19 protein-coding genes and 4 tRNA genes are annotated in these 24,851 nt (G+C 73.9%); 11 read left to right on the top strand and 12 right to left on the bottom strand.

Features of this window, described 5'->3' with window-relative positions:
• Nucleotides 1-185: 185 nt before the first annotated feature.
• The 5 genes from AC1VWI_RS21340 to AC1VWI_RS21320 all read right to left on the bottom strand — a co-directional run bounded on the left by AC1VWI_RS21340 (nt 186) and on the right by AC1VWI_RS21320 (nt 2,816).
• A tRNA-Phe gene (locus tag AC1VWI_RS21340) sits at nt 186-262 on the bottom strand.
• Nucleotides 263-266: 4 nt separating this feature from the next.
• Nucleotides 267-341: transfer RNA gene (locus AC1VWI_RS21335), tRNA-Asp, on the bottom strand.
• Between the two features lie 313 nt (nt 342-654).
• Nucleotides 655-727: transfer RNA gene (locus AC1VWI_RS21330), tRNA-Glu, on the bottom strand.
• A gap of 93 nt (nt 728-820) precedes the next feature.
• Nucleotides 821-2,383, bottom strand: a complete 1,563-nt coding sequence (locus AC1VWI_RS21325) for a metallophosphoesterase family protein (protein WP_499512614.1) — start codon at nt 2,381-2,383, stop codon at nt 821-823.
• 82 nt (nt 2,384-2,465) lie between these two features.
• Nucleotides 2,466-2,816 carry a metallopeptidase family protein gene (locus tag AC1VWI_RS21320; protein WP_499512613.1) on the bottom strand — a complete coding sequence of 117 codons (351 nt, stop codon included), beginning with the start codon at nt 2,814-2,816 and terminating at the stop codon, nt 2,466-2,468.
• A 263-nt stretch (nt 2,817-3,079) separates the two neighbouring features.
• Here AC1VWI_RS21320 and AC1VWI_RS21315 point away from each other — a divergent pair, with 263 nt between their 5' ends.
• The 6 genes from AC1VWI_RS21315 (at nt 3,080) to AC1VWI_RS21290 (ending at nt 8,952) form a co-directional block, all read left to right on the top strand.
• Nucleotides 3,080-3,568 carry a hypothetical protein gene (locus tag AC1VWI_RS21315; protein ID WP_499512612.1) on the top strand — a complete coding sequence of 163 codons (489 nt, stop codon included), beginning with the start codon at nt 3,080-3,082 and terminating at the stop codon, nt 3,566-3,568.
• A 208-nt stretch (nt 3,569-3,776) separates the two neighbouring features.
• Complete coding sequence (locus AC1VWI_RS21310) at nt 3,777-5,849, top strand: DEAD/DEAH box helicase (protein WP_499512611.1); 2,073 nt, start codon at nt 3,777-3,779, stop codon at nt 5,847-5,849.
• Between the two features lie 142 nt (nt 5,850-5,991).
• A complete protein-coding gene (locus tag AC1VWI_RS21305) occupies nt 5,992-6,207 on the top strand; it encodes a hypothetical protein (RefSeq protein WP_499512610.1) in 216 nt (71 codons plus the stop codon).
• A 59-nt stretch (nt 6,208-6,266) separates the two neighbouring features.
• Nucleotides 6,267-7,826, top strand: coding sequence for an amino acid permease (locus AC1VWI_RS21300; protein WP_499512609.1), 1,560 nt, complete (start codon nt 6,267-6,269; stop codon nt 7,824-7,826).
• 88 nt (nt 7,827-7,914) lie between these two features.
• A tRNA-Lys gene (locus AC1VWI_RS21295) sits at nt 7,915-7,987 on the top strand.
• Between the two features lie 398 nt (nt 7,988-8,385).
• Nucleotides 8,386-8,952 (top strand): DUF4352 domain-containing protein, encoded by a 567-nt coding sequence (locus tag AC1VWI_RS21290; protein ID WP_499512608.1) that lies wholly within the window; start codon nt 8,386-8,388, stop codon nt 8,950-8,952.
• 136 nt (nt 8,953-9,088) lie between these two features.
• Here AC1VWI_RS21290 and AC1VWI_RS21285 read toward each other — a convergent pair whose 3' ends face one another.
• The 3 genes from AC1VWI_RS21285 to AC1VWI_RS21275 all read right to left on the bottom strand — a co-directional run bounded on the left by AC1VWI_RS21285 (nt 9,089) and on the right by AC1VWI_RS21275 (nt 12,234).
• Nucleotides 9,089-9,511 carry a hypothetical protein gene (locus AC1VWI_RS21285; RefSeq protein ID WP_499512607.1) on the bottom strand — a complete coding sequence of 141 codons (423 nt, stop codon included), beginning with the start codon at nt 9,509-9,511 and terminating at the stop codon, nt 9,089-9,091.
• Nucleotides 9,512-9,635: 124 nt separating this feature from the next.
• On the bottom strand, nt 9,636-11,534 hold the full coding sequence (locus tag AC1VWI_RS21280) for a SpoIIE family protein phosphatase (RefSeq protein WP_499512606.1): 1,899 nt from the start codon (nt 11,532-11,534) through the stop codon (nt 9,636-9,638).
• A 19-nt stretch (nt 11,535-11,553) separates the two neighbouring features.
• On the bottom strand, nt 11,554-12,234 hold the full coding sequence (locus AC1VWI_RS21275) for a class I SAM-dependent DNA methyltransferase (RefSeq protein WP_499512605.1): 681 nt from the start codon (nt 12,232-12,234) through the stop codon (nt 11,554-11,556).
• Between the two features lie 307 nt (nt 12,235-12,541).
• On the opposite strand from AC1VWI_RS21275, the gene AC1VWI_RS21270 reads away from it, so the two are divergent.
• Complete coding sequence (locus tag AC1VWI_RS21270) at nt 12,542-14,488, top strand: hypothetical protein (RefSeq protein WP_499512604.1); 1,947 nt, start codon at nt 12,542-12,544, stop codon at nt 14,486-14,488.
• A 12-nt stretch (nt 14,489-14,500) separates the two neighbouring features.
• On the opposite strand, the gene AC1VWI_RS21265 is transcribed toward AC1VWI_RS21270, so the two are convergent.
• The gene (locus AC1VWI_RS21265) at nt 14,501-15,628 is read right to left on the bottom strand and encodes an Ig-like domain-containing protein (RefSeq protein ID WP_499512603.1); all 1,128 of its coding nucleotides are present in this window, start codon (nt 15,626-15,628) and stop codon (nt 14,501-14,503) included.
• Nucleotides 15,629-15,973: 345 nt separating this feature from the next.
• Between AC1VWI_RS21265 and AC1VWI_RS21260 the strand changes: the two genes are divergently transcribed.
• Nucleotides 15,974-18,358, top strand: coding sequence for a DUF8508 domain-containing protein (locus AC1VWI_RS21260; RefSeq protein WP_499516880.1), 2,385 nt, complete (start codon nt 15,974-15,976; stop codon nt 18,356-18,358).
• 69 nt (nt 18,359-18,427) lie between these two features.
• Here AC1VWI_RS21260 and AC1VWI_RS21255 read toward each other — a convergent pair whose 3' ends face one another.
• From AC1VWI_RS21255 to AC1VWI_RS21245, 3 genes are read right to left on the bottom strand one after another with little or no spacing between them, the layout of a single operon-like run.
• Nucleotides 18,428-19,312 (bottom strand): helix-turn-helix transcriptional regulator, encoded by an 885-nt coding sequence (locus AC1VWI_RS21255; RefSeq protein ID WP_499512602.1) that lies wholly within the window; start codon nt 19,310-19,312, stop codon nt 18,428-18,430.
• 59 nt (nt 19,313-19,371) lie between these two features.
• Nucleotides 19,372-20,040 (bottom strand): hypothetical protein, encoded by a 669-nt coding sequence (locus tag AC1VWI_RS21250; protein WP_499512601.1) that lies wholly within the window; start codon nt 20,038-20,040, stop codon nt 19,372-19,374.
• Nucleotides 20,041-20,075: 35 nt separating this feature from the next.
• Entirely contained in the window at nt 20,076-20,237 is a 162-nt protein-coding gene (locus AC1VWI_RS21245) for a hypothetical protein (protein WP_499512600.1), read from the bottom strand.
• A 190-nt stretch (nt 20,238-20,427) separates the two neighbouring features.
• Between AC1VWI_RS21245 and AC1VWI_RS21240 the strand changes: the two genes are divergently transcribed.
• The 3 genes from AC1VWI_RS21240 to AC1VWI_RS21230 are packed head-to-tail and all read left to right on the top strand — an operon-like array spanning nt 20,428 to nt 24,733.
• Nucleotides 20,428-20,796 carry an effector-associated constant component EACC1 gene (locus AC1VWI_RS21240; RefSeq protein ID WP_499512599.1) on the top strand — a complete coding sequence of 123 codons (369 nt, stop codon included), beginning with the start codon at nt 20,428-20,430 and terminating at the stop codon, nt 20,794-20,796.
• A 53-nt stretch (nt 20,797-20,849) separates the two neighbouring features.
• The gene (locus AC1VWI_RS21235; RefSeq protein WP_499512598.1) at nt 20,850-23,336 is read left to right on the top strand and encodes a caspase family protein; all 2,487 of its coding nucleotides are present in this window, start codon (nt 20,850-20,852) and stop codon (nt 23,334-23,336) included.
• A complete protein-coding gene (locus AC1VWI_RS21230) occupies nt 23,333-24,733 on the top strand; it encodes an extracellular solute-binding protein (RefSeq protein WP_499512597.1) in 1,401 nt (466 codons plus the stop codon). The genes AC1VWI_RS21235 and AC1VWI_RS21230 overlap by 4 nt, the downstream gene beginning before the upstream one ends.
• Nucleotides 24,734-24,851: the final 118 nt, after the last annotated feature.

The raw sequence follows: 24,851 nt of genomic DNA, 5'->3' as shown, positions 1-24,851 counted from the left end.
CGGCGATCCCCGCCTCGGAGGACCGGCCCGGCGGCCCGGTGGGCGACGGCGGTGCGGGTGGTGTTCGCGACGGCACCGACACGGCCGGCGGGACTCCCCGTCGCGTGGGGGTGGTTGCGGGACCGCCGGGAGGGCCGGACGCCGGGGAACACGAAACCCCCGCCGAGGATCTCGACGGGGGTTGCTGGTGGCTGGGGCCGGGGTCGAACCGGCGACCTATCGCTTTTCAGGCGATCGCTCGTACCAACTGAGCTACCCAGCCAGCGCGGTCCTGACGGGATTTGAACCCGCGGCCTCCACCTTGACAGGGTGGCGAGCACTCCAAACTGCTCCACAGGACCTTGCGTTGCGCTCTGCGCGAGAGACAGTCTCCCACACGTTTGTGCGTGCTCCCAACGGGATTCCGCCGCGCTTTGCGAGGAACGGATCGTCGGTGGACGTCTCCCGGTCGGTGATTCTCGGTGACCGGTCGGACACGCACTGGCGGGCCGATCTCGCTGGACCAGCGTATCAGACCCCGGGCGGCGCCACGCACGCGTGACCTGCGGGCCTGCGAGGGGGAGGCGCCGGTTCCGGCCCGGAAAACACGGAAGGCAGCGCCGCCGGTGAACCGGCCGCACTGCCAACGCGCATGGTCTGCGGGACGACGCAGAGTGCCCCCAACGGGATTCGAACCCGTGCTACCGCCTTGAAAGGGCGGCGTCCTGGGCCACTAGACGATGAGGGCTGGGTGGCCCGCCGGGCGAATCTTCGGCCGTCGGGACGCGTCAGCAGGATATGGGATGCGAGGGGGGATCGCCAAAACGGTTTACGGGCCGGTTCACGGGCTGCTCGTCGCCGTGGCGGAGGGCGCCTTCGAGGGGGAGGAGGAGGGGGACGGGGCGCGGCCCGGCTCCACCTCCTCCGGGAGGTGGCGGGAGACCTCGGCGGTGGACAGCCCGAGCCCGCCGAGGGTGATCTCGTCCCAGGCCTGGAGGGCGTGGGTGTCCCGGTCCAGGTAGAGCACGGAGGCCTCCACCTTCTGGGGGGTGTCGCCCTCGACGGCGCGCAGTCCGCCGCCGCCGGTGGTGCCCTGCACCATCAGCCGGCTGCCGTGCTCGAGGACGTCGACGTCCCGGGTGTGGGTGTGCCCGGAGAGGATCAGCGGGACGGTGCCGTCCGTCTGGGCGGCGGCGATCGGATTGTGGGCGACGGCGATGTCGACCTTGGCGCCGGTGGCGTTCTGCCGCCGGATGGCGTCGGCCAGCTCCTGCCCGGCCACCCGTTCCGACGGGTCGCCGGCCGCCTCGACCGAGCGGTCCGGGGTGAACTGCGGGTCGCCGATGCCGGCGATGCGCAGCCCCTTGACGACCACGGACCGGCCGTCGTCGACCACGTACGCGTTGGCGCGGCCGGCGACCGCGCGCTGGCTGTCCATGGAGTCGTGGTTGCCGCGGACGAAGACGTAGGGCGCGCCGAGGTCGGGGATGGCGGAGGTGAAGCCGTTCTCGGCGGTGGTGCCGTGGTCCATCAGGTCGCCGGTGTCGACGATCACGTCGATCTTGTACTCGGCGACGACGGACTCGATGATCTGCCAGGCGGCCGGGTTGAGGTGGATGTCCGAGACGTGCAGCACGCGCAGCGTGGTCGGGTCCGGGTTGTACGCGGGCAGCGTGGACGTCGCGTCGTACAGCCGGGTCATGTTGGTCACCAGGCGGGCGAGTTCCTGCTGGTAGATGTCGAAGTCGCTGACGATGCTGCGCGCGTTGCCGACCACCGAGGGGGCGCTGCTCAGCAGCCCGGAGAACCGGGGTTCCAGGACGCTGCGCGGGTTCCAGGTGCCGTACGCGGTGCCGGCGCAGGCCGCCAGCACCGCGAGGGAGAGCCCGCCCGCGGCGAGGGCGCGGCGGGGCCTGCGGTAGACGGCCAGGCCGAGGGCGGTGGCGCCGGTCAGCGCGGCCACCGAGGACCGCAGCGCGAGCTCGGTCGTGCTGTGCTCGACGTCGGCGGCGACCTCGCTCTGCAGCCCGCTGATCCGCTCCGGGTGCCGCACGAGGGTCCGGGCCCGGTCGGGGTCGAGGGTGTCGACGTCCACGACCAGACGCAGCGGGCCGTCGTGGCTGTCCAGCTGGAGGGAGCCCAGCGGGGAGATGTTGACCTTCGTGTCCCCGGTCCAGGACGGGTGCAGCGACATCCGGGTGTTCATCGGGCCGACCGGTTCCTCGATGCTGCCCAGCACCACCAGGCCGAGCCAGCCGCCCACCAGCGTCACCGCGAGCAGCCCGAGCGCGCCCAGGTAGGGGCGGGCCGGGGGGAGGGGGAGGGAGGCGGCGGGCGGTTGGGCGGTGCGGCGGCGGCGCCACAGGTCACGGATACGGGGCACACGAGAGCGAACACGGAGCATTGCCGACGTATGCCCCCGGCCGTCGCGGGCCATGCGCCGCAGGACGGACGTCCCCCGCGCGCCCGCGGGGGGTCACCGGGGCTCAGCCCCAGCCGAGTTCGTGCAGGCGTTCGTCCTCGATGCCGAAGTGGTGCGCCACCTCGTGGACGACGGTCGTGGCGACCTCGTGCACGATCTCCTCCTTCGTGCCGCACATGCGCAGGGTCGGGCCGCGGTAGATCGTGATCCGGTCCGGCAGGACGCCCGCGTACCACTCCCCGCGCTCGGTCAGCGGCGTCCCCTCGTACAGGCCCAGCAGCTCCGGATCGGCGGGGTCGGGCTCGTCCTCGACGAACACCGCCACGTTGTCCATGACGCGGGTCAGCTCGGGCGGGATCCGGTCCAGCGCGTCGCTGACCAGTTCCTCGAACGCTTCGCGTGACATCTCCAGCACACCGCCATTGTCCGGGACGGACGGCCGTTCGGGCAGCGTCCGGCGCGGATTGCGGTACCGGGGCGTGCCAAAGGGGCGCCGGGTGGCAGCCGTTCGGTGACCCGCGCGGGGGCGGGCCGGTCGCCGCGGGGGCGCGCTCCCGCCCCTACGGGCGTGTCCCCGAGGGCCGTGGGCCCGTTGGGCAGCGCGGAACCCGATCCCGCCACGCCCCCGCGGGACCCACCGGACCCACCGGTCCCGCCAGATCCACCAGAGGTGCCTCCGTGACCCCTGCCACCGCCCGCGCGCGTACGGCGGCCGTGCTGCTCCTGCCCGTGCTCGCCCTGGGCTCCGTGACCGGCTGCGTGAGCGTGGGCGGCGCGGGCGGCGACGCCCACCCGAAGGGCGCCTCCTCCGGTGTCGCCGGGGAGGCCGGAGGTGCCGGGGGGACCTGGGAGGACGGCGGGATGGTGATGCCCGGCGGCCCGGGCGGGGTGGAGGGGCGGCCCGGGGCCCTCGCGCCCGGGGCCGGCTCGCCCTCGGTGTCGGCGGAGGAGTCGGTACCGGGGCCGACCCAGGGCCCGGACCGCTCCCACAGCGGGAAGCCGTCGGGGCGCCCCTCGTCCTCGGGGCGGCCCTCGCAGTCCTCGCCCCCCTCGGACCGGCCGTCGACGACGCCCCCGCCGGGGGACAGCTCGCCGCCGCCGTCCGGGGGCGGCGAGTCGCCCGAGCCGTCGCCGTCCAGCGCACCCTCGGTGAACGGCGCCACATGAGGAACGGGAGGGGCCGAGAGGACCGAATTGGCCAAAGCGGTCTCGTATGCGTATGCTGGTAGATCGTTTGATCCCATTGCCCGGCGCCGAACCGAAGCGCGCCGCGTTGGCGCGTTCCTTTTCTCCTGTGGCTGACCGCATCGAGGCGGTTGTAAGCAACCTCCGGAGCTGGCGCGTGCCGAAATCTCCGAGAGGTTTTAGCTTCAGCATGTCTATTGACACTGCCGACCGTTCCGCCATGCCCATCGACACCGACGGCGCCGACGAGGCCGTCACCGAGGAGCAGACCGCTCCCGAAACCCCCAGCGTGACCTTCGGCGACCTCGGCCTGCCCGAGGGGATCGTCCGCAAGCTGGCGCAGAACGGGGTCACCACCCCCTTCCCGATCCAGGCGGCGACGATCCCCGACGCCCTGGCCGGCAGCGACATCCTCGGCCGCGGACGTACCGGCTCCGGCAAGACCCTCTCCTTCGGTCTGCCGCTGCTCACCTCCCTGTCCGAGGGCCGCACCGAGCGCAAGCGTCCGCGCGGTGTGATCCTCACCCCGACCCGCGAGCTGGCGATGCAGGTCGCGGACGCGCTGCAGCCGTACGGCGACGTGCTCGGCCTGAAGATGAAGGTCGTCTGCGGCGGCACCTCGATGCAGAACCAGATCTACGCCCTGGAGCGCGGCGTCGACATCCTCGTCGCCACCCCGGGCCGGCTGCGCGACCTGATCGAGCGCGGCGCCTGCGCGCTGGACCAGGTGCAGATCGCCGTCCTCGACGAGGCCGACCAGATGGCCGACATGGGCTTCCTGCCCGAGGTCACCGAGATCCTCGACCTGGTCCCGGCCGGCGGCCAGCGGCTGCTGTTCTCCGCCACGCTGGAGAACGAGATCGACACCCTGGTCAAGCGGTACCTGAAGGACCCGATCACGCACGAGGTCGACCCCTCGGCCGGCGCGGTCACCACCATGACCCACCACGTCCTGGTCGTGAAGCCCAAGGACAAGGCCCCGGTCACCGCCGCCATCGCCGCCCGCAAGGGCCGCACCATCATCTTCGTCCGCACCCAGATGGGTGCCGACCGCGTCGCCGAGCAGCTGCGCGACGCGGGCGTCAAGGCCGACGCCCTGCACGGCGGCATGACCCAGGGCGCCCGCACCCGCACCCTGGCGGACTTCAAGGACGGTTACGTCAACGTCCTCGTCGCCACCGACGTCGCGGCCCGCGGCATCCACGTGGACGGCATCGACCTGGTCCTCAACGTGGACCCGGCCGGCGACCACAAGGACTACCTGCACCGCTCGGGCCGCACCGCCCGCGCCGGCCAGTCCGGCACGGTCGTCTCGCTCGCCCTGCCGCACCAGCGCAAGCAGATCTTCCGGCTGATGGAGGACGCGGGCGTCGACGCCTCGCGCCACGTCGTCGGAGGGGCCGGGGCGTTCGACGAGGACGTGGCCCAGATCACCGGCGCCCGGTCGCTGACCGAGGTGCAGGCGGACGCGGCGGGCAACGCCGCCCAGCAGGCCGAGCGTGAGGTCGCCGACCTCGCCAAGTCCCTGGAGCGCGCGCAGCGGCGGGCCGCCGAACTGCGCGAGGAGGCCGACCGCCTCACCGCCCGTGCCGCCCGTGAGCGCGGCGAGGACCCGGAGGCCGCCGTGGCCGCCGCCCAGGCCGAGGCCGCCGAGGCGGTCGCCGCCGCGGCGAGCGTCCCCGCCGCGGCCGCGGAGAGCTCCGCGCCGGAGCAGCGCACGTTCCAGCGCCGTGACGACCGGGGCAACTACGAGCGCCGCCGCGACGACCGTCGTGACGACCGCCCGTCGTTCCGCGACCGGGACCGCGGTGACCGCGGGTACGAGCGCCGTGACGAGCGTCCGTCGTTCAACCGCGAGCGTCGTGACGACCGCCCGTCGTTCAACCGGGACCGTCGTGACGAGCGTCCGTCGTTCAACCGCGAGCGTCGTGACGAGCGTCCGTCGTTCAACCGGGACCGTCGTGACGACCGCCCGTCGTTCAACCGCGACCGTGACCGTGACCGCGGCTTCGAGCGTCGTGACGACCGCCCGGCGCGTTCCTACGACCGCCGCGACGACCGCCCGGCGCGCCCCCACGAGTCGCGCGACCGCCACTTCGGCGGCGACCGCCCCTTCAACCGGGACCGTCGTGACGACCGCCCGGCGTTCAACCGCGACCGTGACGCCAACGACCGCCGCCCGTACGGCCGTCGTGACGACCACCGCCCCACCGGCGGCTTCGACCGCCGCACGGACAAGCCGCGCTGGAAGCGCAACGGCTGACCCCAGCTGAACGGCAGGGGCCCGGCAGATGGACGTCCATCTGCCGGGCCCTGCCGTTTCGGGGAATGGTTCGTCCCCTTCGGCGACCTCGACGGCGACCACTGCTCCGACGTCCTCGTCCGGAACGGGTTACAAGAAGATCGTGGGTGCCGGGGACCTGAACGGTGACGGGATCGGCGATCTGCTGGCCCAGGACAAGGCGAACGTCCTGTGGCGTGACGACGGTGACGGCAAGGGCGACCTGATCGCCCGGGACACCGCGGGGAACCTGTACCGCTACACCGGCACCGGCAAGGGCACCTTCGGCAGCCGCACCAAGATCGGCGCCGGCTGGGGCGTGCACAAGAGCCTTTTCTAGCCAGTTCCGGACGCGCCTGTGACGCATATCACGCCCCCGGCGAGGGAATCGCTGGGGGCATGACAATTCCAAAAGAACCGGGCGGGGCCGCCGGGCCCCCGGCCCCGGTCTCCGACGAGGAACGCCTCCGCCAACTCGGCTACACCCAGGTGCTGGCCCGCCGGATGTCCGCGTTCTCCAACTTCGCGGTCTCCTTCACCATCATCTCGGTCCTCTCCGGCTGCCTGACCCTCTACGCCTTCGGCATGAACACCGGCGGCCCCGCCGTGATCACCTGGGGCTGGGTGGCCGTCGGGCTCATGACGCTGGTCGTCGGCCTGGCGATGGCCGAGATCTGCTCCTCGTACCCGACCTCCGCCGGCCTGTACTACTGGGCCCACCGGCTCGCCCCGCCGCGCAGCGCCGCCGCCTGGGCCTGGTTCGCGGGCTGGTTCAACGTGCTCGGCCAGGTCGCCGTCACCGCCGGCATCGACTTCGGCGCCGCGAGCTTCCTCAACGCCTACCTGGACCTGCAGTTCGGCTTCAGCAGCACCCCGGGCCACACGATCGTCCTGTTCGCCGCGATCCTGCTGCTGCACGGGCTGCTCAACACCTTCGGCGTCCGCATCGTCGCGCTCCTCAACGACATCAGCGTGTGGTGGCACGTGCTCGGCGTCGGCCTGATCGTCGGCGCGCTCGCCTTCGTGCCGGACCGGCACCAGCCGACGTCGTTCGTCTTCACCCACTTCGTCAACAACACCGGCTGGGGCAGCAGCTTCTACGTGGTCCTGCTCGGCCTGCTGATGGCGCAGTACACCTTCACCGGCTACGACGCCTCCGCCCACATGACCGAGGAGACCCACGACGCCGCCACCGCCGGCCCGCGCGGCATCGTCCGCTCCATATGGATCTCCTGGATCGCGGGCTTCGTGCTGCTGCTCGGCTTCACGTACGCGATCCGGTCCTACGACGACGTCCTCGACACGCCGACCGGCGTCCCCCCGGCGCAGATCCTCATCGACGGCCTCGGCGACGTCGGCGGCAAGCTCCTGCTGCTCGTCGTCATCGGCGCCCAGCTCTTCTGCGGGATGGCCTCCGTCACCGCCAACAGCCGCATGATCTACGCCTTCTCGCGCGACGGGGCGCTGCCCTTCTCCGCGGTCTGGCACCGCATCAACCCGCGGACGAAGACGCCCACCAATGCCGTCTGGCTGGCCGCGCTCGGCGCACTCGTCCTGGGCCTGCCGTACCTGATCAACCTGACCGCGTACGCCGCCGTGACCTCCATCGCCGTCATCGGCCTCTACATCGCGTACGTCATCCCGACCTTCCTGCGCCTCGGCAAGGGGGACGACTTCGAGCGCGGCCCCTGGCACCTCGGCCGCTGGTCCCGCCCGATCGGCGTCATCGCCGTGACGTGGGTCGTCTTCATCACCGTGCTCTTCATGCTGCCCCAGGTCAGCCCGGTCACGGTCGACACCTTCAACTACGCGCCGATCGCGGTGCTGGTCGTCCTCGGCTTCGCCGCGACATGGTGGTTCGTCTCCGCCCGCCACTGGTTCCTCCGGGACCGCGGCCCCGCCTCCGCCGAGCTCCCCGACCCGGTCCCTGCCCCCGCCCCGGCCGACCCCTCCGGCTGACCTCCCCGCCCCCTCACCGGCGGCGGCCGCGCCGACGGGCCGAATGCGCTCGGAGCCACGGCCGCCGTCCGGCTATGCTGCGGGGTGCGGGCCGTTAGCTCAATTGGCAGAGCAGTGGACTTTTAATCCATTGGTTGTGGGTTCGAGTCCCACACGGCCTACCCGCAGGCGGTTGGTCTCGCCACCGCTGTCCTGCGTGAATGCGGCCCCACCGGTTCCGACCGGTGGGGCCGCAGCCTCTTCTCCCTCTGAACGGCAGTGCCGGCGAGCTACGTCTTCCGTGCCCGACCGCCGCCAGCGGTGCGCGCGGTCAACTCCTCGGTGGCTTCCCCCACATGCGGAAGGCCGCCCGCCGGCCACGTCCAACCATCGGCGCCCTCGCGGGTGTCGGCGGGTGGCGCCAGGGGTGCGGCGGCGGGTCTTGGGCTCGTCACTGACGTGTCACGACACAGCCACTGCGTCTGTAAACCGTGTTCACAGGCGCGCACCCCAGGCATACTTATTTTCGCCAACCCGCATATGCCATCCCTGGGGGGAAGAAATGCACGCGAAGTTCGCCATGCCCATCGTGACCGTCGCCGTCCTCGCCGCCGGCCTGACCGCCTGTGCCGAGCCGACGACCGTCAGCACCAAGCCCGTCAAGACCGAGGCCGCCGGCAAGGACGGTGGCGACAGCAAGCCCGCGAAGTCGGCGGACGAGCCGAAGAAGGACGCCGGCATCGGCGACACCCTCAGCCTCCACGGCATGGACGACGGCTCGCGGATCGACGTCACCCTGGTCAAGTGGGTCGACCCGGCCAAGAGCAGCGACGAGTTCATGACCCCCGCGAAGGGGAAGCGGTGGGTCGCCGCCCAGCTCCGCCTGACCAACGCCGGCACCGCCGTCTACTCCGACAGCCCCGGCAACGGGCTGACCGTCACCGACACCGACGGGCAGCAGTTCCAGACCACCTTCGGGGAGGTGACCGCGGGACCCGCGATGTCCAGCGACCTGCGCCTGACGAAGGGCGCGAAGGGGCTCGGGTGGGTCGTCTTCGAGGTGCCCAAGGCGTCGAAGATCACCAAGCTCCAGATGGCTCTCGACAGCGGCTTCGCCGACGAGACCGGCCAGTGGAACGTCAAGTAGCCGCCGGGGGATCGCCGTCGCGGTCCTGAGGGTGCGTCGTGGCGTCCGGTTTCGGGGCCCGGGCGCCCTAGCGCGGGGCCCCCGTCCGGAGTTGCCGGACGGGGGCCCGAGGCGTGTGCGGGGTCGGACGGCGGGGTCAGCCGTCGCAGAACTTGAGGCGCTTCAGGGTGTCGTTGATGGCCTTGCCCTGGGCTTCGGTGAGCACGTTGTCGTGGTAGGTGAAGCTTCGGGCGGCCTCCGCGTCCGCCTGGGGGTCGTTGCTGTTGATGGCGCCGCACAGGTTGCGGGCGGCGTCGATGGCCTTGTCGGGGTCCTTGGCGAAGTCGGGGTTGATGGCCTGCAGGGCGGCGATGAGCGCGGCCCGGTCGGCTCCCGTGGGGGAGGCGGGGATCCCCGCCTCGGGCAGGGACTTCTCGGGGTCGGCCTGGGAGACCGGGGACGCGGACGACACGGCGGTCTCGGGCGCCGTGGTGGCGGTGTCGGTGGAGGAGCTGCAGCCGCTGAGGGCCGTGCCCGCGACGGCGAGCAGCAGTGCGGTTGCGGAGATGTGTGTTCGCATGTCGGGATTATGACCTTTCGCCCTGCCTTAGGTGGTGGAGGCGGCCCGCGGCAGGGGTGTGACATGCGGGGCAAGTCGTCGGCCCCGGGGTGGTGGTGACGGACGGGCACGGCCCCGGCGGCCGCTACGCCGGGGTCGTGCCGCGGCGGCGGGCCTCGTCGGGGATGGGGAGTTCGAACCAGACGACCTTGCCCGTGCCCAGGCGCCGGGCGCCCCAGTGGTCGGCGAGGCGGTCGACGACGTACAGGCCGCGGCCGTTCTCGTCCTCCGGTCCGGCCCGGTGCACCCGGGGGACCAGGGGCGAGTCGTCGCCGACCTCGCAGCGCAGCACGTCGGTGCGCAGGAGGCGCAGGGTGATGGGGCGGGAGGCGAAGCGTACGGCGTTGGTGACGACCTCGCTGACGAGCAGTTCGGTCGTCTCCAGCATGGGGTCGAGGCCCCAGCGGTGCAGGGCGCGGCGGGTGAGGCGGCGGGCCCGGCAGGCGGTCTCGGGCTGGGGGGCGAGGTACCAGTAGGCGACGCTGTGCGTGGGGAAGCCGTCGAAGCGGGCGGCGAGCAGCGCGATGTCGTCGTCGCGGGAGCCGCCGGGGCCGAGGTCGCCGAGCGCCTGGTCGCACAGGGCTTCCAGGGGCGGCGGGACGAGGTCGCGGCCGGGGGTCTGGATGCGGGCGAGCAGGTTCTCCACGCCGGTCCAGATGTCGTGGCCGCGGGACTCGACCAGGCCGTCGGTGTAGAGGAGCAGCGTGGCCCCGGTGGGCGCGGGCATCTCGACGGTCTCGAAGTCGATGCCGCCGACGCCGATCGGCGCGCCCGCGGGTACGGGCAGCACCTCGCCCTTGCCGCCGGGGAGCAGCACGACGGGCGGCAGATGGCCGGCGTTGGCGATCAGCAGCCGGTGCGAGATGGGGTCGTAGACCGCGTACAGGCAGGTGGCGATGTGCTCGATGCCCAGCCGCTGGGCCTGCTCGTCGAGGTGGTGCAGGACCTCGTCCGGGGGCAGGTCGAGGCCGGCGAGGGCCTGCACGCTGGTGCGCAGCTGGCCCATGATCGCGGCGGAGGTCATCGAGTGGCCCATCACGTCTCCGACGACGAGCGCGACGCGGCTGCCGGGCAGCGGGATGGCGTCGTACCAGTCGCCGCCCACCCGCGCGGTCTCGGAGGCGGGCAGGTAGCGGCTGGCCAGCCGGACCCCGGTGGGCTCGGGGAGGGAGGCCGGGAGCATGGTGCGCTGCAGCGCGTCGGCGACGGACGCCTCGTGGCCGTACATCAGGGCCTTGTGGGCGCCGAGCGCGGTGTGGGTCGCCAGTTGCGAGGCGACCAGCAGGTCGTCGGCGGTGAAGGGGGCCCGCTCGGGCCGGCGCAGCAGGGTGAGGGTGCCCATGAGGCGGTTGCGGCCGTGCAGCGGGGCGATGATCAGGCGGCGGCCGGGTGGCAGCGTGCCGGGCGGGCCGACCACCGGGCCGAGCAGCTCCCTGACGGTGGTGGCGATGCCGGGGGCGTCGCCGAAGACCGGGCGGCCCTCCCGCAGCAGCCGGGTGAGCCGGCCGGTGGCGCTGAGCCGGACGCACTCCGACACCCCCCGCGCTCCGGGGCGGTTGACGCACCGGAGCGCTATCTGCGGCGGCTCCGGCGCGGCGGCCTCCGCGTCCGGTGACGGCAGCCCGGGGGGTGGCCGCTCCGGGGTGCGCCGCCGGGTGGGGTGCAGGTGCAGGACGACGGGACCCGCGGTGTCCCGGCCCTGCATGCCCTCCTGGGTCAGCAGCGGGTCGTGCAGATGGACGAAGATCGCGTCGGCGAAGGCGGGGACGGCCGCCGTGTCCAGCTCGCGCAGCGTCTCGTCCAGGTCCATGCCGGCGGCGATGCGCCGGGTCGCTGCGTCGAGGTAGCGGAGCCGGTCGGTCTGCGGCTGCCCGGGCGCGCGGGGCGCGTCGGCGTCCCGGGGCCATGGCGTGCGCCGCTCGGGGGGTTCCGCTCCGCCCCCGGTGGGGCCGGGGTCTTCGCCTGGGGTGCGGTGCCGCGCCACGTCCTGGTCCCGTCCCGCCTCAGCCGATTCGCCGGCAACAGAGGAACACCTGTTCCTCCGGCGGTACGTCGCTGAAGGCCGGGGCGTAGGTGTACGAGAACTCCTTGACGATCTCGAAGCCGCCCGACTCGATGACGTGCAGCAACTCCTCCCGGAGGTAGCCGGAGACGCGGATGGTGCAGCCCAGGAACGGGATGGCGAAGTCGTCCACGTCGGCCTCCACCATCGACAGGGCGAACAGCCCGCCCGGGACCAGCAGATGGTGGATCGTGCGGAGGGCGTGCGGGATCTCGGCGCGCGGCAGCATCAGCAGGGAGAAGAAGGCCGCGACGGCGTCGAAGCGGCCCAGCGGGGCCGGGCCGCCGGGGCGCAGGTCGGCGATGTCCAGCTGGTGGAAGGTGGCGTGGGGGACGTACGTCCGGGCCAGTTCGAGCATGCCCTCGGACAGGTCGATGCCCACGACGTCGAACGCCGCGTCGCTCAGCTGCCGGGAGGTGGGGAGTCCGGTGCCGCAGCCGAGGTCCAGTACACGGGACCCGGGCGGCAGGGTGTCCACGAGCCACAGGCCGGCGGAGAACTGCCCCTCCTTGTGCGGGAAGGCCTCGTCGTAGCGGTCCCCGATGGCGTCGAACGCCTCGGCCTGGCCGCTCCGGTCAGGCCGGCCGCTCTCATAACCGCCCCACACGGTCTTGTCGATCACGAAAAATCCCTTTCGTGCCCACTTCGAATTATCCCATGGAGTCCTTTTGTCGCCTCTTGATGGAATCTGACCCTCTGGCCACGGGGGTCGCAGGAGCCACGGGACGGCACCGGGGTCACAAGGGGCGTCCGGGCCCTCTCTCTCCGTGCACGGGTGGTGCTGCCGTGCCGTCCGTTACGGACGGGGCGCGTGCGCCGGGGTGGACCACGCCCGTATCGTGGGGCCACCGCGAGCACGCCGGCCCGGGGCCGCTCCGCCGCGCGCACGCCGCCGACGCCCACCGCACTTGCCAGGAACCGGACCTCATATGACCGCACCCTCCTTGCACAGCCCCGCCGACATCGCCTCCCTCCCCGCGGAGGCGCGCGACGACCTGCGCGCCTACGCGGAGCTCGGCGGCTTCACGCTGACGACCGACACCCACGCCTGGTACGCGGCCGTGGACACCGTCGCCGGCCCCGAGGAGGCCCGCGCCGCCTCCACCGTCCTCGCGGAGCTGCGCGGCCGTGACCTGCCCGCGCTGCGCGCCGCCGCACGCCGCCTGGAGGAGTCCGAGGCCCTGGGCATCGACGCCCCCCGCACGGTGGCCGAGAGCGGCCGGGCCGTTTCGCTGCTGCTGCGGGTACGCCTGACGCTGCGCACGCTCAACGCCGACGTGTACGACGTGGCCGAGGCCGAGCTGGACGACCTGGTCGCCGCCACCGCGAGCGGCGCCTGGCGCCGGGACCGCGGGGTGAAGGTCACCTGGCTGCGCCGCCGCTCGCTGCGGGGACGCGTCCGCGGGCTGGCCACCGGGCGGCCGCGGCGCGACGCCGCCCACACCGCCCTGGCCTCCGCGGCCTCCGAGCGCACCGACTGGGCCGCCCTCGGCGGCGCCGGCCGCCCGGCCGTCCCCACGGACGCGGACTTCCTCGACGACGCCTCCCGCGCCGCCGAGGCCGCCGTCACCGGGCTCGCCGAACTGGGCCGCCTCCTGCGCCCCGAGGCCGCGCTGGACAGCCTGCCCTTCGAGGAGCTCGTGGAGCTCCTCGACCGCCTCGCCGCGGACGAGGGCACGCTGTACCGGCTGCCCAACCTCAAGGCCACCCGCGACCGCCTGGAGGAGCAGGGCCTCGGCGCGGTGCTCGCGGAGCTGACGGAACGTCGGGCGGACACGGCCGAGGTCGTCGCGCTGCTGGGCGAGGCGGAGACCCCCGTCGTCCCCGAACCGCGCGCCACGTCGGAAGCGGCGGAGGGGACTCCTGCGGAGCCGGAGCCGGAGGCCGTTGCCGAGGCTGCGGTGGTCGAGGCACCGGTGACGGAGGAAGCGTCGGCTGCTCCCGCTGAGGCGGAGGCGGAGCCGGTTGCCGCGGAGGCTCCTGCCGTGGAGCCCGAGCCGGTTGCTGAGGCTGAGCCCGTGACGGAGGAGGCACCTGCTCCCGTCGAGGCGGAGCCTGTTGCCGAGGCACCGGTGGTCGCAGAGGCCCCCGCAGCCGAGCCCGAGCCCGAGCCGGTTGCGGAGGCTGCGCCTGCGGAGGTTGAGCCCGAGGCCGTCGTGGAGCCGGAGGCGGCGCCTGCAGAGCCGGAGCCGGTGGCGGAGGAAGCGCCTGCCGCCGAGCCCGAGCCCGAGGCGGAAGCCGTTGCGGAGCCCGTGACGGAGGAGGCACCTGCTCCCGTCGAGGCGGAGCCTGTTGCCGAGGCGCCGGTGGTCGAAGAGGCCCCCGCAGCCGAGCCCGAGCCTGAGCGGGTTGCGGAGGCTGCGCCCGTGGAGGCTGAGCCCGAGGCCGTCGTGGAGCCGGAGGCGGCGCCTGCCGAGCCGGAGCCGGTTGCCGCGGAGGCTCCTGCCGCCGAGCCCGAGCCCGAGCCCGAGCCCGAGGCGGAAGCCGTTGCGGAGCCCGTGACGGAGGAGGCACCTGCTCCCGTCGAGGCGGAGCCTGTTGCCGAGGCGCCGGTGGTCGAAGAGGCCCCCGCAGCCGAGCCCGAGCCCGAGCCGGTCGTGGAGGCCGAGGCCCCCGCTGCCGAGCCCGAGGAGGAGCCCGTTGCCGCGAACCTGGTGGGGCGGCGGCCGCGGAAGCCGTCGATCACGCCGGGGAAGGCCGTGACGGCGTACTCGGCGGAGGAACTGACCGCGCTGGTGCGGTGGATCGACGGCGACGGCGAGAAGCGGTCGGACGACGAACTGCTGCGTGCCGCGATGAAGGAGCTGGGCTTCGCCCGGCTGGGGCCGCGCATCAAGGAGGCCCTCGGCGCCGCCGTGGCCGAGGCGCGCGGCTGACGGGGCCGCGCGTCATCCGGCGCGCGGCAGGGGTTTGGCGACGACCCGCACCAGGACGGTGCGGGTCGTCGCGTTGCGGCAGGCGTCGGTGATGGTGGCGGTGAACGCGTCGGTGCCGGAGAAGTCCTCGTGCGGGGTGTACGAGAAGAGGCCGTTGCCCTGCTGGACGACGACGCCCCGCACGGGTTCGCTGTGGGCGGTGACGGCCGTACCGCTGCCGCTGACGCCCTTGAGGACGTCGCCGGTGGCGTGGCCGTGCGGGCCGGAGGTGACGCGCAGCAGGCCCGGTACGAGGGCGGGCCGGGGGACGACCCAGACGCGGTGGGCGGCGCGGTCGGAGACGTACAGCCGCCCGTCGGGGGCGAGGGCGGTGCCCCAGCGGGTGCGCGGGGAGGGGTAGAAGAGGGAGCCGTCCTCCGTGACCGCCAGCCCGTGGACCTCGCCCGTGGAGACCCGGGCGGTCCCCGGTACGGGGGTGACGCGGCCGTCGCGGTCGAGGCGCCGGACGCGGCCGTCGACGACGGCGTAGACGGTGCCGGCCCGGTCGGTGGCGAGGGCGTCGACGGTGGCGCCGGGGAAGGAACGGACCGGGGCCTTGCCGCCGGGTGGGAGCCGCCGCAGCCCGCCGGCCACGCCGCCCGAGACGTACACGGAGCGGTCACCGCCGACGGCGATGGCGTCGTGCCGTCCGGCCTCGGTGAGCAGCGTGGTCGTGCGGTGGCCGTCGGCGCCCACGGAGACGGCCTTGCCCTCGCCGGAGACGTAGACCGTGCCGTCCGGGCCGACGGCCAGGCCGTACGGGGCGAAGTCGGTGGTCGTGAAGGTCGTGATGACGGGCGCGGCGCCGGCCGCGCCCGGGGTGACGCGGCGGACGGCGCGGTTGGCGGAGTCGGCGATGTAGAGGCGGCCCGCGGTGTCGGTGGCGAGCCCGGCCGGATCGTGCAGGGTGGCCGCGGTGGCGGCGGCGCCGTCCCCGCCGTGGCCGGGCGCGCCGGTGCCTGCGTAGGCGGCCGGGGCGCAGTCCGCGGCGGGGGCCGGGGCGGCGGTGCCGGGGGTGAGCAGGACGGTGGCGGCCGCGAGCAGCGCGGCGGTGAGGGCGGGCCGGTGGCGGCGGCCGGGCCGTCCGAGGGGTGGGCGCACGTCGGGCTCCGCGGGATGAGGTGGGGCGACCGGTGCTGACGGGACGTCATCAATGTGGCAGTCCCCGGCGGTCCCGGCGCGCCGGGTGACCCATCGGGGGGTCGCCCGAACGGTGGCGCGTCCGCGCCAGGGCGTCCACCGGTGGGTCCGGTGTCGCGGTTACGCCACGGCGGACTCGCAGATTTAACCTCTTCGCCCTTGTCATGTCTGTTTCTACGCGCGTAACTTGAGCCGGTCCGCCGTGCGCTGCCCGTGGTTGACGGGCTGTTGGACCCGATAGGAGAAACCCTCGTGCCGATCGCCAGACCGAGCCGACACCGCAGCCGCGCCGCGGCGCTCGCGCTCATATCGACCGGAATCGCCGCGTCCGTCGTGCTGACCGGGCTGCCCGCCGCCCACGCGACCCCCTCCAGCGAGGCGGTCGTCGCCGAGGTGTACGGCGGCGGCGGCAACTCCGGCGCGACGCTGACCAACGACTTCGTGGAGCTCGCGAACGCCGGTTCGGCCGCGTACGACCTGGCCGGCTACAGCGTGCAGTACCTGCCCGGTACGCCGTCCGCCTCCTCCAAGTGGCAGGCGACCGCGCTGACCGGGTCGATCGCCCCCGGCGGCCGCTACCTCGTGTCGGAGTCCGCCGGCACCGGCGGCACGACGCCCCTGCCGGCCGCCGACGCCAGTGGCTCCATCGCCATGAGCGCCACCTCGGGCACCATCGCCCTGGTCAACGGCACCACCCCGTTGACCTGCATCACCGCCGCCGACTGCACCGCCGACCCGCGCGTGGTCGACCTCGTCGGCTTCGGCACCGCGGTCGTGCGCGAGGGCAGCGGCCCCGCGGCCGGTGCGAGCAACACCGCCGCTGTCGCCCGCGGCGCGTCCCTGGCCGACACCGACGACAACGCCGCCGACCTCACCGCCGGCGCGCCGACCCCCGTCAACGCCGCCGGGCAGACCCCGGGCGGCGGCACCCCGGACCCGACGCCCACCCCGGAGCCGACCGAGCCCGGCACCACCCGGATCCACGACATCCAGGGCACCACCCGGGTCTCCCCGCTCAAGGGCCAGATCGTCACCCGGGTCCCCGGCATCGTCACCGGCGTGCGCACCACCGGCTCCAAGGGCTACTGGATCCAGTCCACAGACGCAGAGGCCGACACCGACGCCCGCACCAGCGAGGCCGTGTTCGTCTACACCGGCTCCGTCACGCCCACCGTCGCCGTCGGCGACAAGGTGCTGGTGACCGGCAAGGTCTCCGAGTACTACCCGGGCACCGGCAGCCAGTCGGTCACCGAGGTCACCGGCCCGACCGCCACCGTGCTCTCGGCCGGCAACGCCCTGCCCGCGCCCGTCACGCTGGACGCCTCCACCGTCCCGGCGGCGTACGCGCCCGACGCCGGCGGCGGCAGCATCGAGGGTCTGCCGCTCGACCCGGCCGGGTACGCGCTGGACTTCTACGAGGCCCACGAGGGCGAGCTGGCGCGGTTCTCCGACGCCCGCGTCGTCGGCGGCACCACCCAGTACCACGAGGTCTGGGTGACCGTGAAGCCGGCCGAGAACCCCACCCGCCGCGGCGGCACGGTGTATGGCTCGTACGCCCAGCCCAACACCGGCCGCATCAAGGTCATGTCGATCGGCGCGGGCACCGACGTCCCGACCGCCGACGTCGGCGACAAGCTGGCCGGCACCACCACCGGAGCGATCGACTACGACGGCTTCGGCGGCTACAACCTCCAGGCCACGCAGTTGGGCACGCTGGTCGACAACAGCCTGGGGCGCGAGGTGACCCGCAAGCAGAAGGGCGGCGAGCTCGCGGTCGCCACCTACAACGTGGAGAACCTCGACCCCAGCGACCCCGCGGACAAGTTCGCGCGGCTCGCCGACGGCGTCGTCACCAGCCTCTCCTCGCCCGACATCGTGGCGCTGGAGGAGATCCAGGACAACAACGGCGCCACCGACGACGGCACGGTCGCCGCCGACCAGACGGTGCAGAAGTTCATCGACGCCATCGTCGCGGCCGGGGGCCCCCGCTACAGCTGGCGCTCCGTCGACCCCACGAACGACACCGACGGCGGTGAGCCCGGCGGCAACATCCGCCAGGTCTTCCTCTTCAACCCGCACCGCGTGCAGTTCACCGACCGCGCCGGCGGTGACGCCACCACCGCGGTCAAGGCGGTCAAGACCCGCAAGGGCGCGGAGCTGTCGGTCTCCCCGGGCCGGATCAACCCGGGCAGCGAAGCCTGGAACGCCAGCCGCAAGCCGCTGGTCGGCGAGTTCCGCTTCCACGGGAAGCCGGTCTTCGTCATCGCCAACCACTTCAACTCCAAGGGCGGCGACCAGCCGCTGCACAGCGTCAACCAGCAGCCGGTGCGCAGCTCCGAGACGCAGCGGAAGCTGCAGGCCACCGAGGTCAACACCTTCGTGAAGTCGCTGCTCGCGGCCGACCGGGACGCCAACGTCGTGGTCCTCGGCGACCTCAACGACTACGAGTTCTCCGGCACGGTGTCCACCCTCACCTCGGGCGGCGTGCTGAAGGACCTGCTGATCACGCTGCCCAAGTCCGAGCGCTACACCTACGTCTACGAGGGCAACTCGCAGTCGCTGGACCACATCCTGCTCAGCCCGGCGCTGCGTGACTTCGACTACGACGTGGTGCACATCAACGCGGAGTTCGCCGACCAGGCGAGCGACCACGACCCGCAGATCGTCCGCATCAAGCCGGACGGCTGCTGACCCACCCCTGCCGAGGGCGGCACCGGCGCGACGCCGGTGCCGCCCTCGCGGCGTCGCGGCGTCACCGCGTCACCGGGGGTCGGGCTCCGGGTCGGGGAACCCGCTGGCGGGCGTGTCGGCGCCGGTCCACGCGGCCAGCAGCTGCAGGGCCGCCTCGGAGGTGGAGCCGGGCTCGGCCGTGTGGATGCACACGAGCTGGTCGCTGTCGCCGGGGAAGAGCACGTGCTCGTACGACAGGGTGAGGTCGCCGACGACGGGGTGGTGGTAGAGCTTCACCCCGTGCAACCTCTGCCGCACGTTGTGGTCGGCCCACCAGGCGCGGAACTCGGCGCTCTTGATGGTCAGCTCGCCGACCAGCTCGGTCAGCCCCGGGTCGTCGGGGTGGCGCGCCGCGTCCAGGCGGAGGGCGGCGACCGCCTCGGCGGCGTGCTTGTCCCACTCCCGGTACAGGTCGCGGGCCGCGTCGTCGAGGAACATGAAGCGGGCGAGGTTGCGGTCGCGGTGCGGCAGCGCGTCGAAGTCGGTGATCAGCGTGCGGGCCAGCCGGTTCGCGGCCAGCACGTCCGTGCGGCGGCCGACGACGAACACGGGGGTGCGGTCGCCCAGCAGGTCCAGCACGCGGTGGACCTCGGGGCGCACCCGCTGCGGCCGCTGCGGCCTGCGGCGGGGCGGGGTGCGGTGCCGCGCCAGCTCGAAGAGGTACGCGCGCTCGGCCGCGTCCAGTCGCAGGGCGCGGGCGACGGCGTCCAGCACCGCCTCCGAGACATTCAGGTGCCTGCCCTGCTCCAAACGGGTGTAGTAATCGGTGCTCACCCCGGCCAGCCGCGCCAGCTCCTCCCGCCGCAACCCCGGCACACGGCGCGGCGCACCGCTGACGGTGATGCCGGCGTCCTGCGGGCTCAGCCGGTTCCTGCGGGCCCGCAGGAAGTCCCTGAGCTCGGCGTTGTGCTCCATGTGTTCCAGTATGGGCGGCCGATCATGAGGCGGCCCGGCGCGGCCGGACCCGCCGGCGGCTACCCGGACGGAGGCCGCTCCTCCAGGGGGTCCAGCCGCTCCAGCCGCTCCTGGAAGCGGTCCAGCATCTCCCTGAGCCGTTCCGCCTCCACCAGCAGCTCCTCGTGCAGTGGCCCCTCGTGCAGCGGTTCTTCGTGCAGCGGTTCTTCGGCGGCGCCCGGTCCGGGCGGTTCGCCGGTCACGTTCACCCAGGGCCCGGCCAGCCGCGCGAACTCCGCCGGCCGCAGCACCCGCAGCCCCGCCGCGCAGCGCCGGCAGGAAGCCGTCAGCGCACGCCAGCCCGGCAGCCCGGTGCCGTCGCGCACGAACACCCGGGCGGCCCGCCCGCACCGGCAGGCGCCCATGCGCACGGTGCGCACCCGCTGCCGGGCGTAGCGCGTCCCGCGCTCGTACCGGGTGTACGCGCCCAGCACGCTCACCTGGAGCACCACCGCGTCCCGGCAGTCCGTCGCGCAGGTCAGGGCCTGTGCCTCGGCCGCCGTGTGCAGGCAGTAGAACCCGCAGTCGCAACCCCGGGCCGGGCTGCGGTGCCGCCGCCCGTAGCCGCACACGGCGTCGTCGAGGGCGCCGTACACGATCCGCCCGCCCAGCGACACGCCCCGGAAGCCCGCGCGGGCGCCGTCGTGCGCCAGCATCGGGAAGGCCAGCTTGTACCCCGTGGGGGGCACCGCCGGCCGTTCCTCGGGCAACCGGCGGGCGAACCTCACCGTGCCGCGGCCTCGGCGGGCTCCGTCGCGGCGTCCGGGGCGGCGTCCGGGGCGCGGCCGGCGGGGGCCTTCTCCTCGTCCGCGAGCCGCTCCCGGCCCGGGAGCTCCTCGTCCGTCTCCTCCGCGTAGCCGTTCGCCAGTGCCCTGCCCAGCTTCATTGCGGCCTCCAAGATCGGGCGAATCCCCCGTACGGGGGGTACTCGGGCATCATGACGCACCGGGCCGCCGCCGGGGTAGGGCGCCTCGGCGCCCGGCCCGCCCCGATTTCCTGCCCGTTACACACAACTCCCCGCACGACCGGTGTGAATGACGGTGCGTCAGCGTAGGCTGGGAATGAGGGGAGGCGTCATGGACACGTACGTGACCATCGAGCTGGAGGGCGGCAAGGACCCGGCGGAGGACCTGCGCAGACTGGAGGTCTGGCTGCGGGCCGAGGAGGAACTGGCGCCGCTGGTCGTCCGCAGGGAGCGGCCCGCCGACGAGAGCATGGGCGTCGCCTACGACCTGCTCCTCATGATCCTCCAGGAGACGCTGCAGACCACCGCGCTCACACTGCTCCGCGCCCTGCGCAACCACCTGCGCAACCAGCCCGGCGACTCGCTCAGCGTCACCGTCCGCGCCGGGGACGTGGAGTGCGTCCTGACCGGCCGGGACGCCCTGACCCGTGGCGAACTGGAGGCGATGGCGGCCCGCATCCGCCAGACGCTGGAGAACTAGATCCGGGGAGAACCCGGTCCGGAGGAAGACGGCCCTGGGGAGGTCCGGCGGGCATGCCGTACGAACCGTTCGCGTCCCGGTCGCGGGCGGTCCTGATCGGGGTGTCCCAGTACGAGCACGCCCGTGACTTCTCCAACATCCCCTCCGCCAGGGCCAACGTGGCGCGGCTGCGGGCCGCCCTCGTCTCCGGCGCGCACGGCCGGTTCATCCCGCGGACCGTGGAGACCCTCGCCGAGCCGCGCACCCGCGACCGCGCGCTGCGGCTGATCGGCACCGCCGCCGCCCAGGCCCAGGACCTGCTGCTGGTCCACTTCACCGGGCACGGCTACGTCGACCTCGGCACCGGGGAGCCCGAGCTGTACCTGATGACCCGGGAGTCCACCAAGGACGGCGCCCGCCTCGACGGCATCCCGTACCGGGACCTGCTGAGACTGCTCGCCTCCTCGCGGGCCGAGCGTGTCGTCCTCGTCCTGGACTGCTGCTACTCCGGCAACGCCGGCCTGGTGCCGCTGCCCGAGCGGCCGTTCTCCCTGATCACCTCGTCGGCCGTCGGTTCCCGCATCCACAAGGGCGACGGCATCGACCCGACGCCCTTCACCGGGGCCCTGGTCCGGGTGCTGACCGAGGGCACCGACCCGTACGACCCGGTCACCGTGCAGCGCCTCGGGGTCCGGCTGCACGAACTGGCCGGGGAGTACGCCGCCACGCTCGACGAGCGGGTGGACTACGACCCCTGGTTCCCGACCGAGCGCTCCAGCAACAGCGCCGGCGACACCGTCCTGTCGCAGGCCCGGCTGACCCCGCGCCCCGCCCGCGGGACCCGCTGGCTGACGCCCTTGCGCCGGCTCGCCCAGTACGCCGGGTTCACCTGGACGTGGACGGCGGGACCCCACCAGCCGCTCTGGCACCGGGCCGTGGGCGCCGGCACCGCCCTGGCCCTGCTCGCGGGTGCCGTCACCGGCTGGACGTGGGCGCACCGCCCGGCTCCGCTGTGCCCCGCCCCGCTCGAACTGCGGGTGCTCACCTCGCCGGAGACCCGCGCCGCGCTCACCTCCGTGCTCGACGCCTTCCAGGACAGCGACGCCGCCGGCGCCACCGCGGCCCTCGGCGGCCGGCCCGAGGGCTGCGGCCAGATCAACACCACCGTGTACGCGGCCCCCACCGACCGCACCCTCGCCGCCTTCCGCGCCTCCGCCGCGTGGGCCGAACCGGAACGCGCCTGCGAGGACGCCGGGGACGGCGGGGACTGCGCGCTGCCGCTGCGGGACGTCGGGCCGCACCCGGACGTGTGGATACCGGCGGCCGGGACCGCCCCCACCCAGGTGCTGGCCGAGACCCGGCGTCCGGAGAGCGTCGTCGCCCTCGGCCGGCCGGTCACCCTCGCGCACTCCCCGGCCGTCCTCGCCGCGACCACCTCCCTGGAGGGCGTCGGGCGCACCGGCAGCACCGCGCAGCAACTGGTCGACGCCGCCCACGCGCAGGACGTGGTCGTCCGCAGCGCCGAACCGCACTCCTCGGACGCCGCCCTGGGCCAGCTGCTGAACCTGACGCCGGGCACCCGGGTCACCACCGACGCCGTGCCCCCTGCGGACGACCGGGCCCTGGCCTGTTCCGCCCGCACCTGGCTGGTCGAACGGCGGGGCACCCAACAGGCCCTCGTCATCGCCGAGTCCACCCTCGCCGGCCTCGTCACCCCGGCCCTGGAGTCCCGTCCCCCGTGCCTGGGCAACCAGTCCGACCCCTACACCGCCTACTACCCCGCCGACGTGCCACCCCTGGACCTCACCCTCGTACCGGTGACCTGGGAGACCGGCCGGGCCGACCGCGTCGTACGTGCCGAGGCGGTGCACCGGCTCGCCGTCTGGCTGCGCTCCGGTCCGGGGCAACGGGCGCTGGCCGCACAGGGCTTCCGCACGGACGTCACCGGGACGGCCGCGGCCGGCGGCACCCCGCTGGACAGCGCGATCTTCGTCGCCGACCCGCCGACGGGCGGCGCACCGCCCACCAGGAGGGCCATCGATGCCGCCCTGCGCGACCACGGCGAGGCCGCGGGCACCCGGCGCGACGTCCTCTTCGCCGTCGACGTCTCCAGCTCCTCCTACTCCGGGGCGAACGTCTCCGTCGTGCGCTCCGTCCTGGCCCGCGCGTCCGGCTACCGGTACGGCATCGCCGCGGTGCCCGGCCGCACCCTGCTGGCGCCGGGGCCGAACGACGCGGCCGCGCGGGACGCCGCGATCCGCGCGCTGGCACCGGTCGACCGGGACGCCCCCGTGGCCGCCGCCCTGCGCCGGTGGTCCCGCGCCCTCGCCGGCTCCCCCGGCGCCCTGATCGTCCTCATCACCGACGACGAGGACAGTGCCCGGGCGGAGCCGCCGGACGTGGACGTCCCCGTACTGGTGGTCTCCCTGGAGAGCTACGGCTGCTCGCTGCGCTTCAACAAGGCGGTGACGGAGGGCGGCGGCGCCTGCCTGGCGGCCACGCAGGACCTTCCGGACCGGGTCGCGGAGACGGTCACCCGCCTCACCTCGGGAGGGTCATGACAGCCCCGGGCCCCAGGAGCACGGGCGGCACCCTCCCGCCCGCGCGCTCCGTCCGCCGCCAGCGCCGCGCCCTGGGCGTCCTGCTCCTGCTGGCCGCCGCGGCCTGCAGCGGCCCCGCCGCGGCGCCGGGCCCGGCACCCGACCGCTCCCGGCCGCTGATCGTCGCCAGCGACGCCGACCTCACCGCCGGCGGGCAGCCCGGCGTCCGCCGTGCCCTGATCGACGCGTGGAACCGGCGCAACCCGGACCGGCCCGCCCGGCTCGTCGAGCTCCCCTCCGCCTCCGACGAGCAGCGCAGCGAGCTGATCGGCGCCTTCCAGTCCGGCACCGCCGCGTACGACGTGGTCAACCTCGACATCAGCTGGATCCCCGAGTTCGCCGACAGCGGGCTGCTGCGCCCGCTCGACCCCGCCCTCGTCGACGGGGACTTCCTGCCCCAGGCCGCGGACGCGGGCCGCTGGAAGGGCCGCACGTACGCGGTGCCCTTCAACACCGACGTCGGCCTGCTCTACTACCGCACCGACGACCTCGCCAAGGCCGGGCGCCGCCCCGCCGACCTGCGCGGCTACGCCAAGATCAGCGACCTGCTCGCCGACGTCCGCCCGCTCGGCCACCCCGCCTACACCACCCAGCTGCGCGCGTACGAGGGGCTGACGGTCAACACCCTGGAAGCCTTCTGGACCGCGGGCGTCGAACTCGTCGACGGCGACGGCCGCTACATCGGCACCGAGGACGGGCTGCGCGAGGGCCTGGACGAGCTCGGCCGGCTGGGTGCCGCCAACAACCTCAACCCGGAGTCCCTGGAGGCCGACGAGTCCGTCACGCTCGCGCAGTTCACCGAGGGTCAGAGCGTGCTGATGCGCAACTGGCCCTACGCCTACAACCGGCTCGACGCCGCCCTCGCCCCCGGTGTCCGCTTCGGTGTGGCCCGGCTCCCCGGCGTCGCCGCCCTCGGCGGTCAGAGCCTGGGGGTGGCGGCGACCAGCGACCGCCCGGACGACGCCGCGGACCTGATCCGCTTCCTGACCGGACGCGGCGCCCAACATGCCCTGCTCGGGGCGGGTTTCGCCCCCGCGCGGCGGTCTGCATACGGAGCCGGGGATGTCAACTGTGACGATCCTCACGACCCCCGTGCGTGGTTCCACGACCGTCCCGCGGGGCGCGGCTCGGAGCCCTCGCCCTCGCCGTCCGTCGCGACCCCCGGTTACACGACCCTGTTGTGGTGCGCGCTGCAGGCCGCCAGGGCCCGTCCGGCGACCGCGCACTACGTCACGTTCACCCGGGTCCTGCAGCGTGAAGTGCACGGAATGCTCGCGGCGCACCGCAGCGCCGACGCCACGGCGGAGCGTCTGGGCGGCCGTCTGGGGCACGCGCTCGGCGGCCGGGGTCCGGGGTGACCATCACTCCTCGTGAGCGCGGCACTCCCTTCCGCATAACGACTGATACACACTCACATTTCCCGTAGGTCACGGCAGTCACGGCCCAATGTCCGTGTATGTCCTGTCCATCCCCATA

The sequence above is a fragment of the Streptomyces sp. TOM-9 genome, assembly GCF_056858595.1.
Note: the sequence above shows the minus strand (reverse complement) of the source record. Positions and strands in the feature narration are given on the sequence as shown.